12 protein-coding genes, 3 pseudogenes and 1 riboswitch are annotated in these 20,600 nt (G+C 58.0%); of the genes and pseudogenes, 10 read left to right on the forward strand and 5 right to left on the reverse strand.

What is annotated here, in order from left to right; all coding sequences use genetic code 11:
• Window positions 1–218: 218 nt before the first annotated feature.
• Window positions 219–2,510: a 5-methyltetrahydropteroyltriglutamate--homocysteine S-methyltransferase gene (metE, locus tag J5I97_RS01360; RefSeq protein ID WP_208588506.1), complete on the reverse strand. Its 2,292-nt coding sequence runs from the start codon at window positions 2,508–2,510 to the stop codon at window positions 219–221.
• Window positions 2,511–2,719: 209 nt separating this feature from the next.
• Window positions 2,720–2,963, reverse strand: a riboswitch (cobalamin riboswitch).
• A gap of 489 nt (window positions 2,964–3,452) precedes the next feature.
• Between metE and J5I97_RS01365 the strand changes: the two genes are divergently transcribed.
• On the forward strand, window positions 3,453–4,376 hold the full coding sequence (locus tag J5I97_RS01365) for an Abi family protein (protein ID WP_208588507.1): 924 nt from the start codon (window positions 3,453–3,455) through the stop codon (window positions 4,374–4,376).
• A 94-nt stretch (window positions 4,377–4,470) separates the two neighbouring features.
• On the opposite strand, the pseudogene J5I97_RS19685 reads toward J5I97_RS01365, so the two are convergent.
• Window positions 4,471–4,634, reverse strand: a pseudogene (locus J5I97_RS19685) (SDR family NAD(P)-dependent oxidoreductase); the annotation flags it as partial.
• Window positions 4,635–4,794: 160 nt separating this feature from the next.
• Between J5I97_RS19685 and J5I97_RS01370 the strand changes: the two are divergent.
• A complete protein-coding gene (locus J5I97_RS01370; RefSeq protein WP_208588508.1) occupies window positions 4,795–5,226 on the forward strand; it encodes a winged helix-turn-helix transcriptional regulator in 432 nt (143 codons plus the stop codon).
• Between the two features lie 381 nt (window positions 5,227–5,607).
• Here the strand turns inward: J5I97_RS01370 and J5I97_RS01375 are convergent.
• A pseudogene (locus J5I97_RS01375) lies at window positions 5,608–6,500 on the reverse strand (IS481 family transposase); the annotation flags it as partial.
• A gap of 212 nt (window positions 6,501–6,712) precedes the next feature.
• On the opposite strand from J5I97_RS01375, the gene J5I97_RS01380 reads away from it, so the two are divergent.
• The 8 genes from J5I97_RS01380 (at window position 6,713) to J5I97_RS01415 (ending at window position 18,331) form a co-directional block, all read left to right on the forward strand.
• On the forward strand, window positions 6,713–8,518 hold the full coding sequence (locus J5I97_RS01380) for a type IV secretory system conjugative DNA transfer family protein (RefSeq protein WP_345776689.1): 1,806 nt from the start codon (window positions 6,713–6,715) through the stop codon (window positions 8,516–8,518).
• Window positions 8,519–8,585: 67 nt separating this feature from the next.
• Window positions 8,586–9,422, forward strand: coding sequence for a hypothetical protein (locus J5I97_RS01385; protein ID WP_208588509.1), 837 nt, complete (start codon window positions 8,586–8,588; stop codon window positions 9,420–9,422).
• Window positions 9,423–9,425: 3 nt separating this feature from the next.
• Window positions 9,426–11,588, forward strand: coding sequence for a peptidoglycan-binding domain-containing protein (locus J5I97_RS01390; RefSeq protein WP_208588510.1), 2,163 nt, complete (start codon window positions 9,426–9,428; stop codon window positions 11,586–11,588).
• A gap of 202 nt (window positions 11,589–11,790) precedes the next feature.
• Window positions 11,791–13,596 carry a type IV secretory system conjugative DNA transfer family protein gene (locus tag J5I97_RS01395; protein WP_345776689.1) on the forward strand — a complete coding sequence of 602 codons (1,806 nt, stop codon included), beginning with the start codon at window positions 11,791–11,793 and terminating at the stop codon, window positions 13,594–13,596.
• A 67-nt stretch (window positions 13,597–13,663) separates the two neighbouring features.
• On the forward strand, window positions 13,664–14,512 hold the full coding sequence (locus J5I97_RS01400) for a hypothetical protein (RefSeq protein ID WP_208588511.1): 849 nt from the start codon (window positions 13,664–13,666) through the stop codon (window positions 14,510–14,512).
• A gap of 234 nt (window positions 14,513–14,746) precedes the next feature.
• Window positions 14,747–15,202: a hypothetical protein gene (locus J5I97_RS01405; RefSeq protein ID WP_208588512.1), complete on the forward strand. Its 456-nt coding sequence runs from the start codon at window positions 14,747–14,749 to the stop codon at window positions 15,200–15,202.
• Between the two features lie 37 nt (window positions 15,203–15,239).
• Window positions 15,240–17,426 (forward strand): peptidoglycan-binding domain-containing protein, encoded by a 2,187-nt coding sequence (locus tag J5I97_RS01410; protein ID WP_208588514.1) that lies wholly within the window; start codon window positions 15,240–15,242, stop codon window positions 17,424–17,426.
• A 50-nt stretch (window positions 17,427–17,476) separates the two neighbouring features.
• The gene (locus tag J5I97_RS01415; protein ID WP_208588516.1) at window positions 17,477–18,331 is read left to right on the forward strand and encodes a hypothetical protein; all 855 of its coding nucleotides are present in this window, start codon (window positions 17,477–17,479) and stop codon (window positions 18,329–18,331) included.
• A gap of 6 nt (window positions 18,332–18,337) precedes the next feature.
• Here the strand turns inward: J5I97_RS01415 and J5I97_RS01420 are convergent.
• Both J5I97_RS01420 and ilvD read right to left on the reverse strand, forming a co-directional pair.
• Window positions 18,338–18,625: pseudogene (locus J5I97_RS01420) on the reverse strand (transposase); the annotation flags it as partial.
• A 123-nt stretch (window positions 18,626–18,748) separates the two neighbouring features.
• The gene (gene ilvD / locus J5I97_RS01425) at window positions 18,749–20,587 is read right to left on the reverse strand and encodes a dihydroxy-acid dehydratase (RefSeq protein WP_208588524.1); all 1,839 of its coding nucleotides are present in this window, start codon (window positions 20,585–20,587) and stop codon (window positions 18,749–18,751) included.
• Window positions 20,588–20,600: the final 13 nt, after the last annotated feature.

Consider the following 20,600-nt stretch of genomic DNA (forward strand, 5'->3'; position numbering starts at 1 on the left):
CGGCCATCGTCTTGCACGACTCTAGAACGGTATCACTTCGCTGCGTTGGCGTTCATCACCGCATTGCAATACCTCACACGCTGCACACAATTCCCGCGCATCAAACCCAAAAGAATGAGATCGAACTCGCGAACACGGCTCTTTCTCCCAAACAAAGAAGGGCAGCGCACGGATGCGCTGCCCTCTGGCCTATGCTGTTTGGGTGATGCCTTCGCCGATCAGGCTGCTTTCGCCAACGATGCACGCAGCGTGCGCGCCGCATCCACCATCGCCTGCAATGCAGCGCGGGTTTCATCCCAGCCACGCGTTTTCAAACCGCAATCCGGATTGACCCACAACTGCTCGGGCTTGAGCACGGCGCGCGCCTTTTCCAGCAGCTGCACCATCTCGTTTGCATCGGGCACACGCGGGGAATGGATGTCGTACACGCCTGGTCCGATCTCGTTGGGATATTGGAACTTCACGAATGCATCCAGCAACTCCATGCGCGAGCGCGATGTCTCGATCGAGATCACGTCCGCATCCATCGCCGCCACCGCCGCGATGATGTCGTTGAACTCGGAATAGCACATATGAGTGTGGATCTGAGTGGCATCGCGCACGCCGCAAGCGGCGATGCGGAAGCTCTCCACCGCCCACTCCAGATACGCGGCCCAGTCGCCACGCCGCAACGGCAAGCCTTCGCGGATCGCAGGTTCGTCGATCTGGATCACACCGATGCCGGCCGCTTCCAGGTCGCACACTTCATCGCGCAAGGCCAGTGCAATCTGTCGGCAGGTTTGCGCACGCTCCTGGTCATCGCGCACGAACGACCACTGCAGCACCGTCACCGGGCCGGTGAGCATGCCTTTCATCGGGCGATCGGTCAGCGATTGCGCGTACTGCGACCAATACACCGTCATCGGCGCCGGCCGTGCCACGTCGCCGTAGATGATCGGCGGCTTCACGCAGCGCGAGCCGTAGCTCTGTACCCAACCCAGCTTGGTGAAGGCGAAGCCTTCGAGTTGTTCGCCGAAGTATTCCACCATGTCGTTGCGCTCGAACTCGCCGTGCACCAGCACGTCCAGCCCGATCGCTTCCTGGAAGCGCACGCACGACTCGGTCTGTACGCGCAAAAACGCATCGTATTGTTCTTGCGACAGCTTGCCGGACTTGTAGCGCGCACGCGCTTCGCGCACTTCGTGCGTCTGCGGGAACGAGCCGATCGTGGTGGTGGGATACGCCGGCAATTGCAACGCCTGTTGCTGCGCCACACGCCGCTGCGGATAGGCCGATGCACGCCGCGCGCTATCGCCATCCAATGCTGCCAGGCGCTTGCTCACGTCAGGCCGGTGCACCTTAGGCGAGGAGCGACGTGCCTCCACGGCGGCGCGGGTTTGCTCAAGCGCGGCGTTGGCGTGCGGTTTGTCATCGAGCGCATCGGCCAACGTGCGCAGCTCGCCGAGTTTTTGCTTGGCGAACGACAACCAGCTACGTAGATCTGCATCGAGGCTTTTCTCCACATCCAGATCCACTGGCACATGCAGCAACGAGCACGACGGTGCCAGCCACAGCTTGTCGCCACCCACACGCCCTCGCGCATAGCGGGCCAACGTCAGGGCATTATCCAGCGGCGTACGCCACACGTTGCGGCCGTTGACCAGACCAAGCGACAGCACACGTTCGCTTGGTAGCGCGCCGAGCACCGCATCGAGTTGTTCCAACCCACGCACCAGATCGATATGCAGGCCATCCACCTGCAACGCGGCAGTCAAGCGCAGGTTGTCGTCCAAGGCACCGAAATACGTTGTCAGCAACAACTTCGGACGGGGGCCATTGGCCAGTGCCGCATACGCGGTGAGGTAGGCATCTTGTGCAGCGGCATCCAGATCCAGCACCAGCGCCGGCTCATCGATCTGCACCCATTCCGCACCGGCGTCGTGCAACTGCGCCAACAACTGCGCGTAGACCGGCAGCAGGCGCTCCAACAAGGCGAGCCGGTCGCTGCCATCGGTGGTCTTGGACAGCAGCAGCAGGCTCACCGGGCCAAGCAGTACCGGCCGTGTGCGAATGCCTTGCGCCAACGCTTCGCGGAACTCGGCCACCGGCTTGTCGCCGCGCAACGCGAAGGTCTGGTCGGCATGCAGTTCCGGCACGATGTAGTGGTAGTTGGTGTCGAACCACTTGGTCATTTCCAGCGCGTGCACGTCCACGCCATCGGCCTGATGGCCGCGTGCCATTGCAAAGTAACCGGCCAGTGGGTCGCGCTCGGTGAGCGCGCGATAGCGCTGCGGAATCGCGTCGAACACAAACGCGGTGTCGAGCACGTGGTCGTACAGGCTGAAGTCGTTGCTGGGCGGTACATCCACCCCGGCATCGCGTTGCAGCTCCCAGTGCCGCGCACGCAACGCGCGTGCAGTGGCCTGCAAGTCGGCAGCGTCGCTTTCGCCACGCCAGTGGCGCTCCAGCGCCTGTTTGAGCTCGCGTCGCGCGCCGATGCGCGGGAAGCCCAGATTGGTCACGATCGTCATGTTGCATGTCCTCATTGCATGGATGGCATTGAGGAACGAAGGAACCGCGCAACGTCTCCGCGCTTGCACGCAGGCCCGCCACACCAGCGACCTTCGCCCCCGCGGGCGAGCCGGCAATCCACGGGCAGCGGCAGATACGCACGCCACCATGCAGGCGGCGCACGAGTCCGGCCGCTCCCCGCAGAGCGCCAGGTCGAAACGAAGGACGGTCGTGTCCCCCGGCCAGGGCCGGTATTCGGGCTGATGGACGTCGCCGTGCAAACGCACGGAGTGCCTACTGTCCGCCGCTTCCCAGACCGTGGCCGGTCCAGTGCTGTTGACGGAGCTCGTTTCCATTCACCGCTGCGGGGCAGCTCCGGAATGGGATGCAGATCGCACCCTTCACCGGATTCCCGTTTAATCCCATCGCTTCATCCGAATGAAGCGATGGAAACCGTGGCGTGCGCAGATTAGGCGCAGACGTGGCGGTGGTCAAGCAAAACTGTGGATAGCCGCATGACCTGCAAGTTGCACACCCATATAGCGCTAGCAATGCGTGTAATTCCGGCAAGTGAATCGTCACGGCGATTTGCTTTTGAATTGCTGACCTGGCGCCCGTTTTTGTTCCAACGCAACGCGCGCTTCCCAAGCAGCTCCCTGTGGGATTGAGCGGGACATCCAGATGGCGAAACGCCTTGAAGTTCTCGCCCGCTATTCGCTCTGGGGCACGCTACCTAGAAGTTGCCTGGGCAGGGCGGCCTCGTACTCTTGACAGGTGAAAAGGCTGCACGCTGAACGTGATGCCTCTTGCCAGAAGCGGACATGTTATCTCCGGCTAAAATTTTGTTGATGTGTAGGGCGGAATGGTGCAGAATTTTCCTAACACACCCGCCACGCCTCTACAGCTCTTGCTGGAAGCGCAATTTGGCGGGTTTTTTTTGCCTTGGGCAAGGGGGGGCAGGGATGGTGCGGTACACGAAGGAGGCGTTGGACTACGCCCAGCAGATCCGGCAGTTGCAGTGCCGAGGTCTGGCTATCGTCGATCCTGTCAAAGCAGAGCTTTACCTGCGCAAGGTCGGCTATTACCGCCTGATGGGCTACCTGTTTCCTTTGCGAGTGGCAGGTAGCGACACCTATCTGCCAGGCGCGAGCATCGACACCGCGCTCAGGCTTTATGAGTTTGATCGTCATCTGCGCCATCTCGTAGGCGAAGCCATCGGGCATATCGAAGTGGCCGCGCGGACGGCAGTGACCTACAGGCTGGCTCACGCCTATGGGAGCTTTGCCCATCGCAATGCGGCTAACTTCCGACCTGACGTTGGGGATCGAAACAACCCAGGCACTTGGCACCAAATTTGGTTGCGAGATGTCGACCAAGAGGTCTGCCGTGCCAGGGAGATGTTCATAGACCACTATAGGCGCCGGTACACCATCCCACCTTTCCCCAAAGTGCCTATCTATATGGCCAGCGAGGTGATGTCCCTGGGCACGCTGTCCAAACTGGTGCGTGCCATGCATGGCGTAGATCAAGCCGCAATTGCCGCTGAGTTCCACACGGCTATACCGGTTCTGCTTAACTGGTTTCACGCCGTCTCTGTGGTCCGCAACATTGCGGCGCATCACGGTCGCTTGTGGAATCGGGTGCTTGGCGTGTCGCCGAAGTTGCCCAGGCACGGAGTCTGGGCAAGCACGTCTTCGATGGTTCCACAAACACGCCTGTTCTTCATGCTGTGCGTGTTGAACCACCTTCTCAAAGACACTGCGGCCAATGTCACGCACTGGCGGACGACGGTAAGCGATCACCTACGACCTCTCCTGGTCGACCCGTCGCATAGAGCCAGCATGGGGGCTCCCGACAACTGGGAGACCCACGCGCTATGGCAATAGAAGTTTGCCCTGTCATGCGCTTGGCACGCGGCCATGCTTGCAAGTGATGCTCGATGGAGCGTTTGAAGTGTGTGTATTGCCTGCCCGATTGTTAAGGGGCCGCGACATCAGCGCGACGCACGCTGATGTCGCGTTTTGCGAACTCTGCGAGTGACGCAGTATTACGGGTCGTTGCTACGATGCGCGTGGCTGGTACGCGCTCAAGCAGTGCTTCGCCCACCAGTGCGCCAGCCACTCGCTGGCGCCGGTGACAAGGACTCAGGGGGGTGAGGCGTGTGCCATGATAGACTCCAACAGGTATCGAGACGAGATTTGGTCTAGTGGCTAGACCTTGCTGTCTGCCGACCTATTGTCAGGGCCGTTCGATCCTCCTCAAGGAGGCAGTTTTCCTCCACCCTGGTTACTGTGAGATACACCTGTGAATGCGATTGCTCTGTTCCCGCCGCCGCCGTCTCTGGAAGGTCCGTTCGATGCCACCAAGTGCCCCGTGCGCGATGTGCTCGATCAGATCGGCGACAAGTGGACCCTGCTGATCCTGTTGACGCTGATCCCTGGCCCGTCTCGCTTCAGCGCCATCCAGCGAGCCGTGCCGGACATCTCCAAGCGGATGCTGACCCAGACACTGCGCAATCTTGAGCGCAACGGCATGATCACTCGCAAGGTCTACGCCACCAAACCGCCGAGCGTGGAATACGCACTATGCAAACTGGGCGTGGCACTGCTTGGCCCGGTCTCGCAACTGCTCAATTGGGCAGGCGAAAACCACGCCAGCATCCGCGCCGCCCGCGAGCGTTTCGATCGCGCCCAGCAGACGATGAGCGTGCTGGATGCCGACGAGGCGCTGGCGTAGGCGAAGGCGTACGCAGGGTGGCCTGGTGCAGGAACCGATGAGCCAGAGCGACGCCGGCTGACGGGTCGGATCGGTGCAGCGGCCGATCATGGGCTGCGTGCTGCCAAACACAGCGATCACTGCTGCCGCGCGTGAGGCGAGGGGGCTGGTCAGATCGCCTGCCCGCACCGTCTCAGGCTTGGCAGCGAGAACGGTCGAGCCGCTCCCGGCTGCCCTCGCTGCCGTCCAGATGCGAACGTTGCAGCTGGTACAACGCGGCGACACCATCACGCAGTCACCCACGGTCGGCAGATTCGTAGGGACAGGCGGCCAGTGTGAATTTGTGATGCAAACCTCAAAAATTCGCGCCTCCGCTAAACGCCGCAGCGCGCCCAATGCGCCGCTGTTCAGTCCCGGCATCAGATGGATCGGGTCCACCTTGAACCGCTCGGGTTCGGATGTCCACTGTTTGCAGATGAATTCGTACGGTGTCAGACCCTTCAGTGCCTTGAGCCTGCAACCGTAGTTGTAGGCGTCGATGAAGTTGGGCAGATGCTGTTGCAGTTGTGCGTGATCGTCGTAATGGAAGCGTTTGACAGTGGCTTGCTTGATCGTCCGATTCATCCGCTCGACCTGCCCGTTGGTCCAGGGATGCTTGACCTTGGTTAGGCGGTGTTGGATGCCGTGCTCCTCGCAGAGGCGACTGAAGAGATGCACGAAGGCGTAGCGGTCGGAACTGCGGTTGGTGAACTGGATGCCGTTATCCGTCAGAACCGTATGCAGGGTGTAGGGCACCGCCTGAATCACATTGCGCAGGAACTCAGCTTGTTGGCCGAGGGATGAAGCTCGGTGAGCGCAAACTTGGACGTTCTGTCGATGGCCACGAACAGATAGAGCTTGCCCTGGGCCGTTTGCACCTGTGCGATGTCGATTTTGTCGCCCTTGATGTCTGGCAGTCGCGAGATGTCATGGCGCTGCAGGCAGCGGTGCAATGATGAGCGCGTCAGATGCGGGATGCTCGGCTGCAGTGCGTAGAGACAGTCGTCCAGCGGCAGCAATGTGTGCCTGCGGAAGGCGACGATCGCCGCCTCATCCTCAATGGACAACACCGTGGAACGTGGGTGCGTCGGCCCAGTTGGCAGATCCGCAACCGAACTGCGCTTCTTCCACTTCGCCACCGTCTTTTGATTGATGCCGTAGCGCTTGGAAAGCGCTCTCAGGCTCTCTTGACTCTGTTGTATCGCTCGACGGATCGCCTCCGTCGTAGTGGCGCTCCCATGCAGAACCTGGCCCATAGTGCTTCCTTCCATTCGAGGGAAAAGAGTGCACCATCAAAACCTGGGATCAAACACCCGAAGGCCCTGGCGTGACAGCTCATGGCTTGAAAAGTTAAACGCCGCCCCGCTACCCTCAACCGAGGCGAGACAATTGCCTGGGTGGATGGAGTGCGCCACACGCCAACACGTAGGGTGCGACCGCTAAAAAGGATTTACAAAGGATCGTCACCATGGGAATGAAAGCCCGCTTAGGAACCGCACTGGCCTTGCTTCTACTTGCCGCATTCGCTGGCCTGTACCTGTCCGGTTACATCACCTTGCAACTGCTCAAGCTCGACATTCCGCTTGAGTGGAGCACCTACACCCAATACGTGCGCGCCCTGGACCTGCCGCAGGTCCGCCCGTACGCGATGAAGATCAGGATCGGCGGCATGCTGGGCTTCGGCCTGATGTTCATGCTTTGGCTGCCGTTGGCCCTGATGCTCTTGCGACTGAGTCAACGCGATGCGTCTGTGCATGGCGATGCCGGTTTTGCCAGCCTGCACGACATGAAGCGGGCCGACTTGTTGGAGAAAAAACCCGAGAGCATCGTCGTCGGCAAGTACCGGGGGCGTTACCTCTACATCAACGGTGCGCGCCACGTGATGGTGGTGGCGCCCACCCGCAGCGGCAAGACCACCTGCATCGCCATTCCGGTGCTGCTGACCTACGAGCACTCGATGTGCGTGCTCGACATCAAGGGCGAGTTGTTCAAGGAAACCAGCGGCTGGCGGGCCTCGCAAGGACAGCGTATCTACAAGTTCGCCCCTTATGCCACCGATGGCAAAACCCATAGATTCAATCCGCTGTCCTTTGTCAGGCCGGGCCAGTACATCGCCGACCTGCAAACGATCGCCGCCATCCTCTACCCGGACGACTCCGCAAAGGACCCGTTCTGGGCGACCCAGGCCCGTGCCATCTTTGTCGCCTTCGCTTCGTTCATGTTCGAAAACTGGAACGACATGGAACGTACCGGTTTCCCAGGAACCAACGCACAAGGAAAGCCCGACTCCCCAACCCCTCTCGATCCCAACGTGCACCCTGCGTTTCCGAGCTTCGAACGCATCCTGCGGCTCTCGTCCGGTGCAGGGAGCAAGGGCGTCAAGCGCATGGTCGAACGCTGGCTGTCGGCCTCGGGCCAACAGCAGTTTCCCTTCGTCAGCGAGCAGACCCGCACCACCCTGCGCAACCTGGCAGGGATGGCCGAGCAGACCTTCTCCAGCGTCATCGCCACCCTGCAGGCGCCGTTGCAGCAGTTCCTGAATCCGGTCCTGGCAGCGGCCACCAATGCCACCGACTTCGACGTGACCGCCATCCGCAAGCGCAAGACCACCATCTACACGGTCGTTCCCGCCCAGAAACTCGACGAAAGCGGCAAGTTGCTGAACATTTTCTTCAGCACCGTGATCGGCAACAATCTGGACAGGCAACTGGGCGATGACCCATCGCTCAAGTACCAGATGTTGATGCTGATGGACGAATTCACCGCCATGGGGCGGATGGACGTGTGGGCCAAGCGGATTTCGATCTCGGCCAGCTACGGAGTGCGCGACCTGTGCATCATCCAGAGCAACGCCCAACTGCGCTCGGTCTACGGCGAGCACGACGCCCAGAACTTCACCACCAACCACGCCGGCAGCGCGGTCTACACCCCGCGCGAACAGACCGACGCCAACGCCTATAGCGAGCAGCTGGGGTTCAAGACCATCCGCCGCAAGCACCGCTCTCACGGTCGCAGCGCGCAAGGGAGCAGTTACAACATCAACTACACCGAAGAAAAACGGGCGTTGATGCTGCCCCAGGAACTCAAGGAACTGCCCAACGACGACGCGTTGCTGTTCCTCGAAGGATGCAAGCCGATCCGCTGCAAGAAGAACTGGTTTTTCAAGGATACCTTCTTCAGCAAGCGCATCCTGCCGCCGGTGGAGATTGCGCCGATGGTCGTGATACGTGATCAGCGGACTGGGGCAGGCAAGGACGTCCCTTTCGTGGACTGAGGCAATTCATTTGATTCAATTTACACTTGGAACCTGAGTCGGCCATTTAATCGCGAGGACAGCACACATGAAAAAACGCATTAATCGCCATTTTATCCGCAGAAAAATCGGCTTCGCCATCGTTGGATCGGCATTGGGGTTGGCACTTGCAAACGCCAGCATGGCGCAGCCGAAAGCTAGCCAGAAGGCCACGTCGAAACCGGCGTGGCCGAACAATGGTATCGCTCAACGGACGTTTCCCCATGGCTCTATTATGTTCGTAGAGAAAGAAAATGGAAAATGGCATGCATGGATATTGGAGCTTAAAAAAGGTGATTATGTACAAGCGATCGATTTTTTCAGCGGAAATCAGATGCGAGTAAAAGTTAAACTTATGGAAGATGGCACGCAGGATTTTGCGTTTACTGACGCCAGCGGAAAGATTCATGCAGGTGAAGATAACGGACTTTCTTTCAAAGGCCCTTCAAGAAATTCAAGCATGGGCTACTACACCTTTGATGGACCCAGCTTAAACCTGCAAGCAGGAAATCCATCATGCGACGTTTATTTGAATGCAATCAATAGTCCAGACGAGGCTCCCAATAAGTGGAGTAAAGTTCTTATTTATCATGCTTCCCCTGTAAAAACAGGATGCCCTAGTGGTAGATTTAAGTCTCTTATCAACACTGCTCTCGATCTTGAAGACGGGACTTTTCTTGTCACACAGGGCTGCTGGGTTTTTCGTTTGCATAAATCCGACTTGTCTCCGGTCGGTTCGGCGCCATCATTACATATAATCGATACAGACACATTAAAAACGGCGATCAACCAAGCTAAAGGAAATAACATTCAAGATGCCAGCTTATATCTAGCTAATGCACTACATCTATCCACTACTTCCGAAGTATCTTGTAGAGAGGACTGAAGCATGGCAGACCTAACAGACAATGAATTGCGCGCGTTGGCCTACTACAGTATCGGAGTGAGTTCTGAAGGTGGAGATGTTGCTTACCAGCTCAGCTTTGCAGGCAAAGCGATTCTGGAGAAAGATGGTTCAATGATGCTTAAGCCTGTCGCCAATAGTGGATATTCCATTGGCACGCTCCAATCAGACCTTGGACAACGCCCTAAAGATGCCCGCGACCTTGTCGACTCCTTCCAAGATTGGTCTAAATCCAACCATCAAAATTGGACATTGAATGACCATCAACGCACACAGTTTACAAATGACTTACAAAGAACGGGACACCATATCCGAGACCCGAATTACGAACATGATCTAAAGGTTCATGCCAACATTCCTGAAAAAGGACCAGATTTAAATCAAGAATTCAAATCACATCTAAATTCATACTTAAATTCCGATTCAGGCAAAAAATTTATTCATCAAAAAGATGGAAATCAAATTGGCGAATTAATTGATCGAGTTAGCACCCCTATTAAGAGGACGGAGCTTTATCAAAAATCCTCACAAGAAATTCAGGCAAAAATATTCGCCGCAACAGCCAAAGCCTTCAACCAGAATGAAATCTGGGGACAGGATATTATTGATGATATAAATGATAATAAAATAAAAAGCATCGAGGATATAAACAAGAAAATCAGCGGGTTCGTAAAACGAGACCCAAAGCACCCGGACCAGTCCACCTACATGGAGTCTGGCCGCGATGCCGCACTGAGAGGCGCCGAGACCTTCAACGCCTTGCGCAACGCAAGCGAAGCCAACCCCCTACACGCCCCCTGGCAGGCCGTCATGGCCAATCCCCTGGTCGACCCCACTCAACTACACGCCGACCCCAAACATCCCCACCTTGCCGAGCAATACGCCACGGTCAAAGCCGTCTTTGTCGATCCGGTTCAAGGGCGCGCCTTTGTGCAAGCGCTCGAACACGGCAATTCGCACAATTACGGCGATCCCGCCAAATCCAACTCCCGTGGTTTCTACGCCGAAGGCAAAGACTTCGTGCAATGGGATCGGGATGGACACGGGCGCGCCTTCGTCGGTGGCCAGTGGTCGGAGGTCTCCCGCAGCGAACTTGCCCTTGCTCAAAATCAAGACGGCACCCTCGACGTCAATCTCAACCGCAACGGCCAAACCCACAGCCTGCTGCACGTCACGCATCCGTCGCTTCACCACCACAGCCCTGCATCAGCGCACGCGCACCACGGCCATGACGCTGGCACCTTGCACCAGAGCGTGCATGCGCATGCGACCACCCTCGATCAGCACATGCCCGGCATGCCATCAGCGGCGCACTCGCAGAGCGCCACACGGCATGACAATCCCATTGTGGGCGGGCCAACGACGGGCCATGTGCCGCTCACCCCGCCGACGGCGAAACCACCACACCTCCCGCTGACGACGACACAGCCCCTGGAGCCCGGCGACCGCGGCGCCGCCGTGCACGCCTTGCAACAACACTTGCAAACCATCGGCGCCACCGACCGCGATGGCAACGCCATCAAGGACGACAGGCACTACGGCCCACGCACTCAGCAGGCGGTGGAGAACTTCCAACTCTGGACCGGCCGCAACACCACCGGCATCGCTGATCCAGGCACACTCGAAGCACTGCAAACGCATGCCCAGTTCGCCACCCGCCAGAAGGCGCAGGACCTCGCCCCAGGTCGCCATCTTGCCGATCACGCCCAGCCTGCCTCTTCCCATTTGGCCGATGCCCTCGCCCAGCACCCGGCCCCGCCGCGCCCCGACCTGACCCCGGCTCAAGAGCAAGCCGCGCCCAAGGCGCTGGAACCCTACAGCAACCCCAATTCCCCACTGCACGCGCTCTACGCCCAGACCAAGACCACCCTGGAAGGCAAGGACGTGCCGATGTCCGAGGAACGCCTGCATCAGGTCGTCGGCCAGATGGCGCTCTATGACATGAGCCCAGGGGGGAATAATCAGTTCGCGGTCAAGGGCGATACGCTCTATGTCATCGATCTCGATGCCTGCTACAACCGCTTCAGCCTAGACCTGCGCGAACCGGCGCCGTCGATGCAGGCCACCCTCCAGCACGTGCAGACCCAGCAGCAGACACTGGAAGCAGAGTTGACCAGCACGCGCGAGCCGCCGTCCTATAGCCGGTAGTGAGAGGCATCGCATGATCGCAACGCAACCCCACACACGGACACTGCGCCTTGTTGAATAAACAACCGACTGACCAATTGCACGTGCATGCCGCAGCCCTGACGGCGCTGCGCCAGCGTCAACTCCCGGTGATGCACACTTGCCAAGCCGAACTTGCACCACGAAGACTGCGCCTTGAAAGGATTTACAAAGGATCGTCACCATGGGAATGAAAGCCCGCTTAGGAACCGCACTGGCCTTGCTTCTACTTGCCGCATTCGCTGGCCTGTACCTGTCCGGTTACATCACCTTGCAACTGCTCAAGCTCGACATTCCGCTTGAGTGGAGCACCTACACCCAATACGTGCGCGCCCTGGACCTGCCGCAGGTCCGCCCGTACGCGATGAAGATCAGGATCGGCGGCATGCTGGGCTTCGGCCTGATGTTCATGCTTTGGCTGCCGTTGGCCCTGATGCTCTTGCGACTGAGTCAACGCGATGCGTCTGTGCATGGCGATGCCGGTTTTGCCAGCCTGCACGACATGAAGCGGGCCGACTTGTTGGAGAAAAAACCCGAGAGCATCGTCGTCGGCAAGTACCGGGGGCGTTACCTCTACATCAACGGTGCGCGCCACGTGATGGTGGTGGCGCCCACCCGCAGCGGCAAGACCACCTGCATCGCCATTCCGGTGCTGCTGACCTACGAGCACTCGATGTGCGTGCTCGACATCAAGGGCGAGTTGTTCAAGGAAACCAGCGGCTGGCGGGCCTCGCAAGGACAGCGTATCTACAAGTTCGCCCCTTATGCCACCGATGGCAAAACCCATAGATTCAATCCGCTGTCCTTTGTCAGGCCGGGCCAGTACATCGCCGACCTGCAAACGATCGCCGCCATCCTCTACCCGGACGACTCCGCAAAGGACCCGTTCTGGGCGACCCAGGCCCGTGCCATCTTTGTCGCCTTCGCTTCGTTCATGTTCGAAAACTGGAACGACATGGAACGTACCGGTTTCCCAGGAACCAACGCACAAGGAAAGCCCGACTCCCCAACCCCTCTCGATCCCAACGTGCACCCTGCGTTTCCGAGCTTCGAACGCATCCTGCGGCTCTCGTCCGGTGCAGGGAGCAAGGGCGTCAAGCGCATGGTCGAACGCTGGCTGTCGGCCTCGGGCCAACAGCAGTTTCCCTTCGTCAGCGAGCAGACCCGCACCACCCTGCGCAACCTGGCAGGGATGGCCGAGCAGACCTTCTCCAGCGTCATCGCCACCCTGCAGGCGCCGTTGCAGCAGTTCCTGAATCCGGTCCTGGCAGCGGCCACCAATGCCACCGACTTCGACGTGACCGCCATCCGCAAGCGCAAGACCACCATCTACACGGTCGTTCCCGCCCAGAAACTCGACGAAAGCGGCAAGTTGCTGAACATTTTCTTCAGCACCGTGATCGGCAACAATCTGGACAGGCAACTGGGCGATGACCCATCGCTCAAGTACCAGATGTTGATGCTGATGGACGAATTCACCGCCATGGGGCGGATGGACGTGTGGGCCAAGCGGATTTCGATCTCGGCCAGCTACGGAGTGCGCGACCTGTGCATCATCCAGAGCAACGCCCAACTGCGCTCGGTCTACGGCGAGCACGACGCCCAGAACTTCACCACCAACCACGCCGGCAGCGCGGTCTACACCCCGCGCGAACAGACCGACGCCAACGCCTATAGCGAGCAGCTGGGGTTCAAGACCATCCGCCGCAAGCACCGCTCTCACGGTCGCAGCGCGCAAGGGAGCAGTTACAACATCAACTACACCGAAGAAAAACGGGCGTTGATGCTGCCCCAGGAACTCAAGGAACTGCCCAACGACGACGCGTTGCTGTTCCTCGAAGGATGCAAGCCGATCCGCTGCAAGAAGAACTGGTTTTTCAAGGATACCTTCTTCAGCAAGCGCATCCTGCCGCCGGTGGAGATTGCGCCGATGGTCGTGATACGTGATCAGCGGACTGGGGCAGGCAAGGACGTCCCTTTCGTGGACTGAGGCAATTCATTTGATTCAATTTACACTTGGAACTTGAGTCGGCCATTTAATCGCGAGGACAGCACACATGAAAAAACGCATTAATCGCCATTTTATCCGCAGAAAAATCGGCTTCGCCATCGTTGGATCGGTACTGGGGTTTGTACTTGCAAACGCCAGCGCCGTCCAACCAACAGCCGGGCATGCCGTGCCTAAGCCAGCATGGCCTGATAACGGGATTGCACAACGTATTCTTCCAAACGCCATGACGATGTTTGTTGAAAACGACCATGGCAAGCTCCGCGCATGGGTCGTGTCGGAGCCTGCTGGGGGGGAGAATGTCGAGGCATTGGATTTTTTCAGTGGCCAGAAAATGAAAGTCAAGGTAGACAGGGAAGACGATGGCCATCAGGAACAGTCCTTTACCGACCCCGAGGGGAAATTTCATTCCAGCATAGGGCAGGATTACGAATTTTCCGGAACTGCCTCGCCATTAGAGTTGCCGGGGATAAACTTCGGCGGATCCAGCATATATTTGAAAAATGATAAAGATGGCTGCTATGCAAGATTAAATTCTACGATTTCCATCGATAACAGGGATTCGAAATCCACTCCAAAATGGAGTAAATTCCCAATTTATCATTCGATGAGTGGACCCAAAGAGTGCACAACTGGAAGCTTTCACTCTTCTATTACATCCGCAATTGACTTGAACGATGGTACATTTTTGGCTGCCGAAGGTTGCTTCGTATTCCGACTAAAAAAGTCTGATCTGTCCCCGGCTGGTTCTGCCCCAGCATTGAGCGTTTTTGCTGAAAAAGAAGTGCGCGATGCAGTCTCTCAGATCAAAAATAAAAGCATACAGAATCCCACAGGCTACTTGGCAGATGCGTTAGAACTTCCAACATCCTCAAACCTATCCTGCAAGGACGATTAATGATGCCGAACTTAACTGACAACGAGTTGCGCGCTTTGACATATTATTGCAGCGGAGTAAGCTCAGAGAGCGGGGATATTTCCTAATCAGTTCAGTATTGCAGGCAGTATCATACATGAAAGAGACGGTTCGGCAATGTTAAAGCCAGTTGGAAATAGTGACTATCGCGCATATATCAGTCCGAAAATAATAATTAATTTAATTTGCAACAAGAAAATTCACCGGGATAAAATTATGAAATTTTTTACTTACTTACTTGCAGTAATATCTATTGGATTTTTTATCCAAGCATCCGCCAAGAATAATAAATTCAATGGAAAATGGGTTTATGAACAGACCTGCGGCCCTCAACAGGTAGCATCGATTGAATTGACTCAGAAAGAAAATCAAGTGGACGGGAAATGGAGTGATGGGAGTACACGAGGATCAGGCACGTCTGGAAAACTCAAGGGTAGCATCAAGAACGGAAAGCTATTCGTACATTATTGTGGGGATGATGAAAATTCAGACCATCCAATCTGTCCTGAGTACGAATCTGAATCTAGCGACTATTTTGTCCGTCAAGGCAGAGATCTGATATGGTACAAGCTAACGCTTGGTAAAAATGGAAATGAATTTGAAAAACATCTCTTGTTACACCCGACTATTAATGGAAATGTCTTAATTAAAGATAGCAAATGCACTAGTTAAAATTTAATTTTAATATTTACAGAATAGGCAATATATTATGCAAAATTTAACAGATGACGAATTGCGTGCCGTAGCATACTATGCAATTGGTGTCGGCTCAGAAGGCTCTGATATAGCTTATCAACTTGGTTTCTGCGGCAACCCTGTGCCGAATAATGAAGATGGCTCAGAAATGCTCAAGCCAATTGGCAATAGTGGCTACACTATAGGTGAAATGCAAACTGACTTTGGCGCCAACAAAGATATTGCAAGCAATCTCGTAAGTTCATTTCAAAAATGGGCTGCAGCTAATCATCCAGATTGGATGCTGAAAGAGCAGGATGCTTCGCGTTTCGCATTTCTCCTGAGTCGGGATGGGCATCATATTCGCGACCCGCAATATGATGCCCACAATAAAAAATATATGAGCGAGCATCATGGATCGCAAATCCAAAGCAGCCTCCTACCTGCTGCCGGCGTCGATATAGATAAAAATTTAAAATCACACCTAAATACTTACTTGTCAACCAATGATGGAAAAAGCTTCGTTCACAAACAAGATATCAGGCAAGTTGACATCTTGATAAACGACGTCGGAAAACGCTTAAAAACTACCGATCTTTATAAAAACGCAACGCCTGAAAATCAGGTGAAAATATTTTCCTCCTTAGCAAAAGCATACAATCAAAACCCGGCTTTTGTTGTTGGATCAAAGCATAGTTCAGGAATTCTCGGAGACATAGAAAATAATAAAATAAGAAGCTTTTCCGAAATTAACAATAAGATCGACTCTTCCCCAGAGTACATGCGAACTGGTCGTGACGCAGCATTATCTGGTGCCGAAACGCTCAATGCTATTCGACGTGTTAGCGAAGCCAACCCCCTACAAGCCCCCTGGCAGGCCGTCATGGCCAATCCCCTGGTCGACCCCACTCAACTACACGCCGACCCCAAACATCCCCACCTTGCCGAGCACTACGCCACGGTCAAAGCCGTCTTTGTCGATCCGGTTCAAGGGCGCGCCTTTGTGCAAGCGCTCGAACACGGCAATTCGCACAATTACGGCGATCCCGCCAAATCCAACTCCCGTGGTTTCTACGCCGAAGGCAAAGACTTCGTGCAATGGGATCGGGATGGACACGGGCGCGCCTTCGTCGGTGGCCAGTGGTCGGAGGTCTCCCGCAGCGAACTTGCCCTTGCTCAAAATCAAGACGGCACCCTCGACGTCAATCTCAACCGCAACGGCCAAACCCACAGCCTGCTGCACGTCACGCATCCGTCGCTTCACCACCACAGCCCTGCATCAGCGCACGCGCACCACGGCCATGACGCTGGCACCTTGCACCAGAGCGTGCATGCGCATGCGACCACCCTCGATCAGCACATGCCCGGCATGCCATCAGCGGCGCACTCGCAGAGCGCCACACGGCATGACAATCCCATTGTGGGCGGGCCAACGACGGGCCATGTGCCGCTCACCCCGCCGACGGCGAAACCACCACACCTCCCGCTGACGACGACACAGCCCCTGGAGCCCGGCGACCGCGGCGCCGCCGTGCACGCCTTGCAACAACACTTGCAAACCATCGGCGCCACCGACCGCGATGGCAACGCCATCAAGGACGACAGGCACTACGGCCCACGCACTCAGCAGGCGGTGGAGAACTTCCAACTCTGGACCGGCCGCAACACCACCGGCATCGCTGATCCAGGCACACTCGAAGCACTGCAAACGCATGCCCAGTTCGCCACCCGCCAGAAGGCGCAGGACCTCGCCCCAGGTCGCCATCTTGCCGATCACGCCCAGCCTGCCTCTTCCCATTTGGCCGATGCCCTCGCCCAGCACCCGGCCCCGCCGCGCCCCGACCTGACCCCGGCTCAAGAGCAAGCCGCGCCCAAGGCGCTGGAACCCTACAGCAACCCCAATTCCCCACTGCACGCGCTCTACGCCCAGACCAAGACCACCCTGGAAGGCAAGGACGTGCCGATGTCCGAGGAACGCCTGCATCAGGTCGTCGGCCAGATGGCGCTCTATGACATGAGCCCAGGGGGGAATAATCAGTTCGCGGTCAAGGGCGATACGCTCTATGTCATCGATCTCGATGCCTGCTACAACCGCTTCAGCCTAGACCTGCGCGAACCGGCGCCGTCGATGCAGGCCACCCTCCAGCACGTGCAGACCCAGCAGCAGACACTGGAAGCAGAGTTGACCAGCACGCGCGAGCCGCCGTCCTATAGCCGGTAGTGAGAGGCATCGCATGATCGCAACGCAACCCCACACACGGACACTGCGCCTTGTTGAATAAACAACCGACTGACCAATTGCACGTGCATGCCGCAGCCCTGACGGCGCTGCGCCAGCGTCAACTCCCGGTGATGCACACTTGCCAAGCCGAACTCGCACACGGCGTAGGGCAGTTACAGACCAAAGGGAAGATGACGGCCACCCTGATCTATGCCTGGTATGGCCTCGAAACATTGGCCGATGCCCATGCGGCAACGCTGCGTGCGTTGACTGACGAACACGATTCGGGTGCCCAGATGCTGGCACAGGGCACCATTGAGATGGCGGTCGACGTTCTCTATCTGCTTGGCGACCTGGAGGGAGATCGCATCGCGGCCGCATTACGGCACCATATCGACGCCCAGATCGCCCGCTTCAAGGCATGGCAGGTGGCGCAACCGGAAGAGACCGTCGCCAGCCAATGGGCAGATAAATTGGCATCTGACAGCCGCAAGACCTCCTGGTACGCCGATGCCGCCCACTGGCCGGGCCTGGGCGCCCGGGCCGATGCCGCAGGGGTCGGGCGCTGGGTTCATCCGGTCATGGCGTCGGCGGCAAATGCCACGCAGCTACTGGCTGCCGGCACACAGAATTACCTGCTCTGCGAACAGGGATCGCCGGCCCTGCGCAGTGCCACGCACGCCTATCGCTCGGCGAGAATCGGCTCAGATACGGCCTACATGGAAGCCGTCGCGTTGTCTTTGTTCGCCCGGGCGTTGCATGCCATCGCCACGATCCTTGGCGATAAGGTGGCGCTCACTATCGCGCAATCGGCTGTCGAGCAGATGGACACCCTATTGGCCGAACACCAGACATCTGTCGCGGCACAGCAGAACGACGACAACCTGTATATCAAGCTCTTCTAAGAGCGGCTAACAAAACCCAGGGAGAAGTCGTAAGCAGATGATGGAGCAAGCAAGCCAGAGCAACGCCAAGTGGATATCGATGCGGCGTTCAAAGCGGATGCGCAGTTTGCCCATGCCTGCGAACCAGGCATGTGTGCGCTCGACGACCCAGCGATGACGGCCCAACCGATCATTTCGCTCAATGCTCTTGCGTGCGATCCGGGCAATGATGCCGCGCTGCTTGAGCAAGGTGCGACACCGTTCGATGTCGTAGGCTTTGTCGGCATGCAGTTTGCCTGGCCAGCGACGCGGGCGCCGAAGCTGTTGGATCGACGCGGGCGCCGAAGCTGTTGGATCAGGTGCGTGATCGATTGCGGCTCTGGCACGTTTCAAGCATTCGATGGAAATTGCCGACGCTTGGGAAATCGCTGGGTGGTCTCACCCATCCAACAGCGCCTTATCCCGCACCGCGCCCTTATCTGCGCTGGTCGCCAGCAACGCGTACGCCTTCAACGCAGTGGTGACCTTGCGTGGGCGTACTTCGACCGGCTTCCATCCTTTGGCATCCTGCCCCGCGCGACGCGCAGCAAGTTCCTCGTCGCAGACGCGCAGATTGATCGAGCGACCTGGAATGTCGATCAGGATCTTGTCGCCGTCGCGCACCAGGCCGATCGCGCCGCCCGCTGCTGCTTCCGGCGAGGCATGGCCGATGGACAGGCCCGAGGTGCCGCCGGAGAAGCGGCCGTCGGTGAGCAGGGCGCATTGTTTGCCCAGGCCCTTGGATTTGAGGTAACTCGTGGGATACAGCATTTCCTGCATGCCGGGGCCGCCCTTGGGGCCCTCGTAGCGGATCACCACGATATCGCCGGCTTTGACTTCGTCGGCGAGGATGCCTTTGACGGCCGAATCCTGGCTTTCGTAGACGCGGGCGTTGCCTTCGAACACGTGGATCGATTCGTCCACGCCGGCGGTTTTCACCACACAGCCGTCGCGCGCGATATTGCCGTACAGCACGGCCAGGCCGCCTTCTTGCGAGAACGCGTGCGCGACATCGCGGATGCAGCCTTCGCTGCGATCGGTGTCCAGGGTGTCCCAGCGGGTGGCTTGGCTGAAGGCGATCTGCGTGGGAATGCCGGCCGGACCCGCCATGTAGAACGTGTGCACGCTCTCATCGTCGGTCTGGGTGATGTCCCATTGCGCGATGGCGTCCGCCAAGCTGCGTGCGTGCACGGTGGCTGCGTTGGTATGCAGCAGGCCACCGCGCGCGAGTTCGCCGAGGATGGCCATGATGCCGCCAGCGCGATGCACGTCTTCGATGTGGTACTGAGGCGTGTTGGGTGCGACTTTGCAGAGCTGCGGCACGCGCTTGGATAGACGATCGATATCGCGCATGCCGAACGGTACTTCGCCTTCCTGCGCGGCGGCGAGCAGATGCAAAATGGTGTTGGTCGATCCGCCCATCGCGATGTCCAGGGTCATCGCGTTTTCGAATGCCTCGAAGGTGGCGATGCCGCGCGGCAGAGCGGTGGGATCTTCGCCGCCATACCAGCGATGACACAGCTCCACCGCAACGCGTCCGGCGCGCAGAAACAACTGCTCGCGGTCGGCGTGCGTGGCCACCACGGTGCCGTTGCCGGGCAACGACAGGCCGAGCGCTTCGGTCAGGCAGTTCATCGAGTTGGCGGTAAACATGCCCGAGCACGAGCCGCAGGTGGGGCAGGCGCTGCGTTCGAACTCGGCGACCTTTTCATCGGAGGCGTTATCGTCGGCGGCGATCACCATCGCATCGATCAGGTCGAGCTTGTGTTCGGACAACTTGGTCTTGCCCGCTTCCATCGGCCCGCCGGACACGAACACGGTCGGGATGTTGAGCCGTAGCGCGGCCATCAACATGCCGGGGGTGATTTTGTCGCAATTGGAAATGCACACCAGCGCGTCGGCGCAATGTGCGTTGACCATATATTCGACCGAGTCGGCGATGATTTCGCGGCTGGGCAATGAATACAGCATGCCGTCGTGGCCCATCGCGATGCCGTCGTCCACCGCGATGGTGTCGAACTCCTTGGCCACGCCGCCGACGCGTTCGATCTCGCGCGCGACCAGCTGACCAAGATCCTTCAGATGCACGTGCCCGGGCACGAACTGGGTGAACGAGTTGGCGATGGCAATGATGGGCTTGTGGAAGTCGCCATCCTGCATGCCGGTAGCGCGCCACAGTGCGCGGGCGCCGGCCATGTTGCGGCCGTGGGTGGAGGTCTTGGAGCGGTACTCGGGCATGGCGAATTGGACG

Origin of the sequence: Xanthomonas fragariae (genome assembly GCF_017603965.1) — a bacterium.
Classification (GTDB): Bacteria; Pseudomonadota; Gammaproteobacteria; order Xanthomonadales; family Xanthomonadaceae; genus Xanthomonas; species Xanthomonas fragariae_A.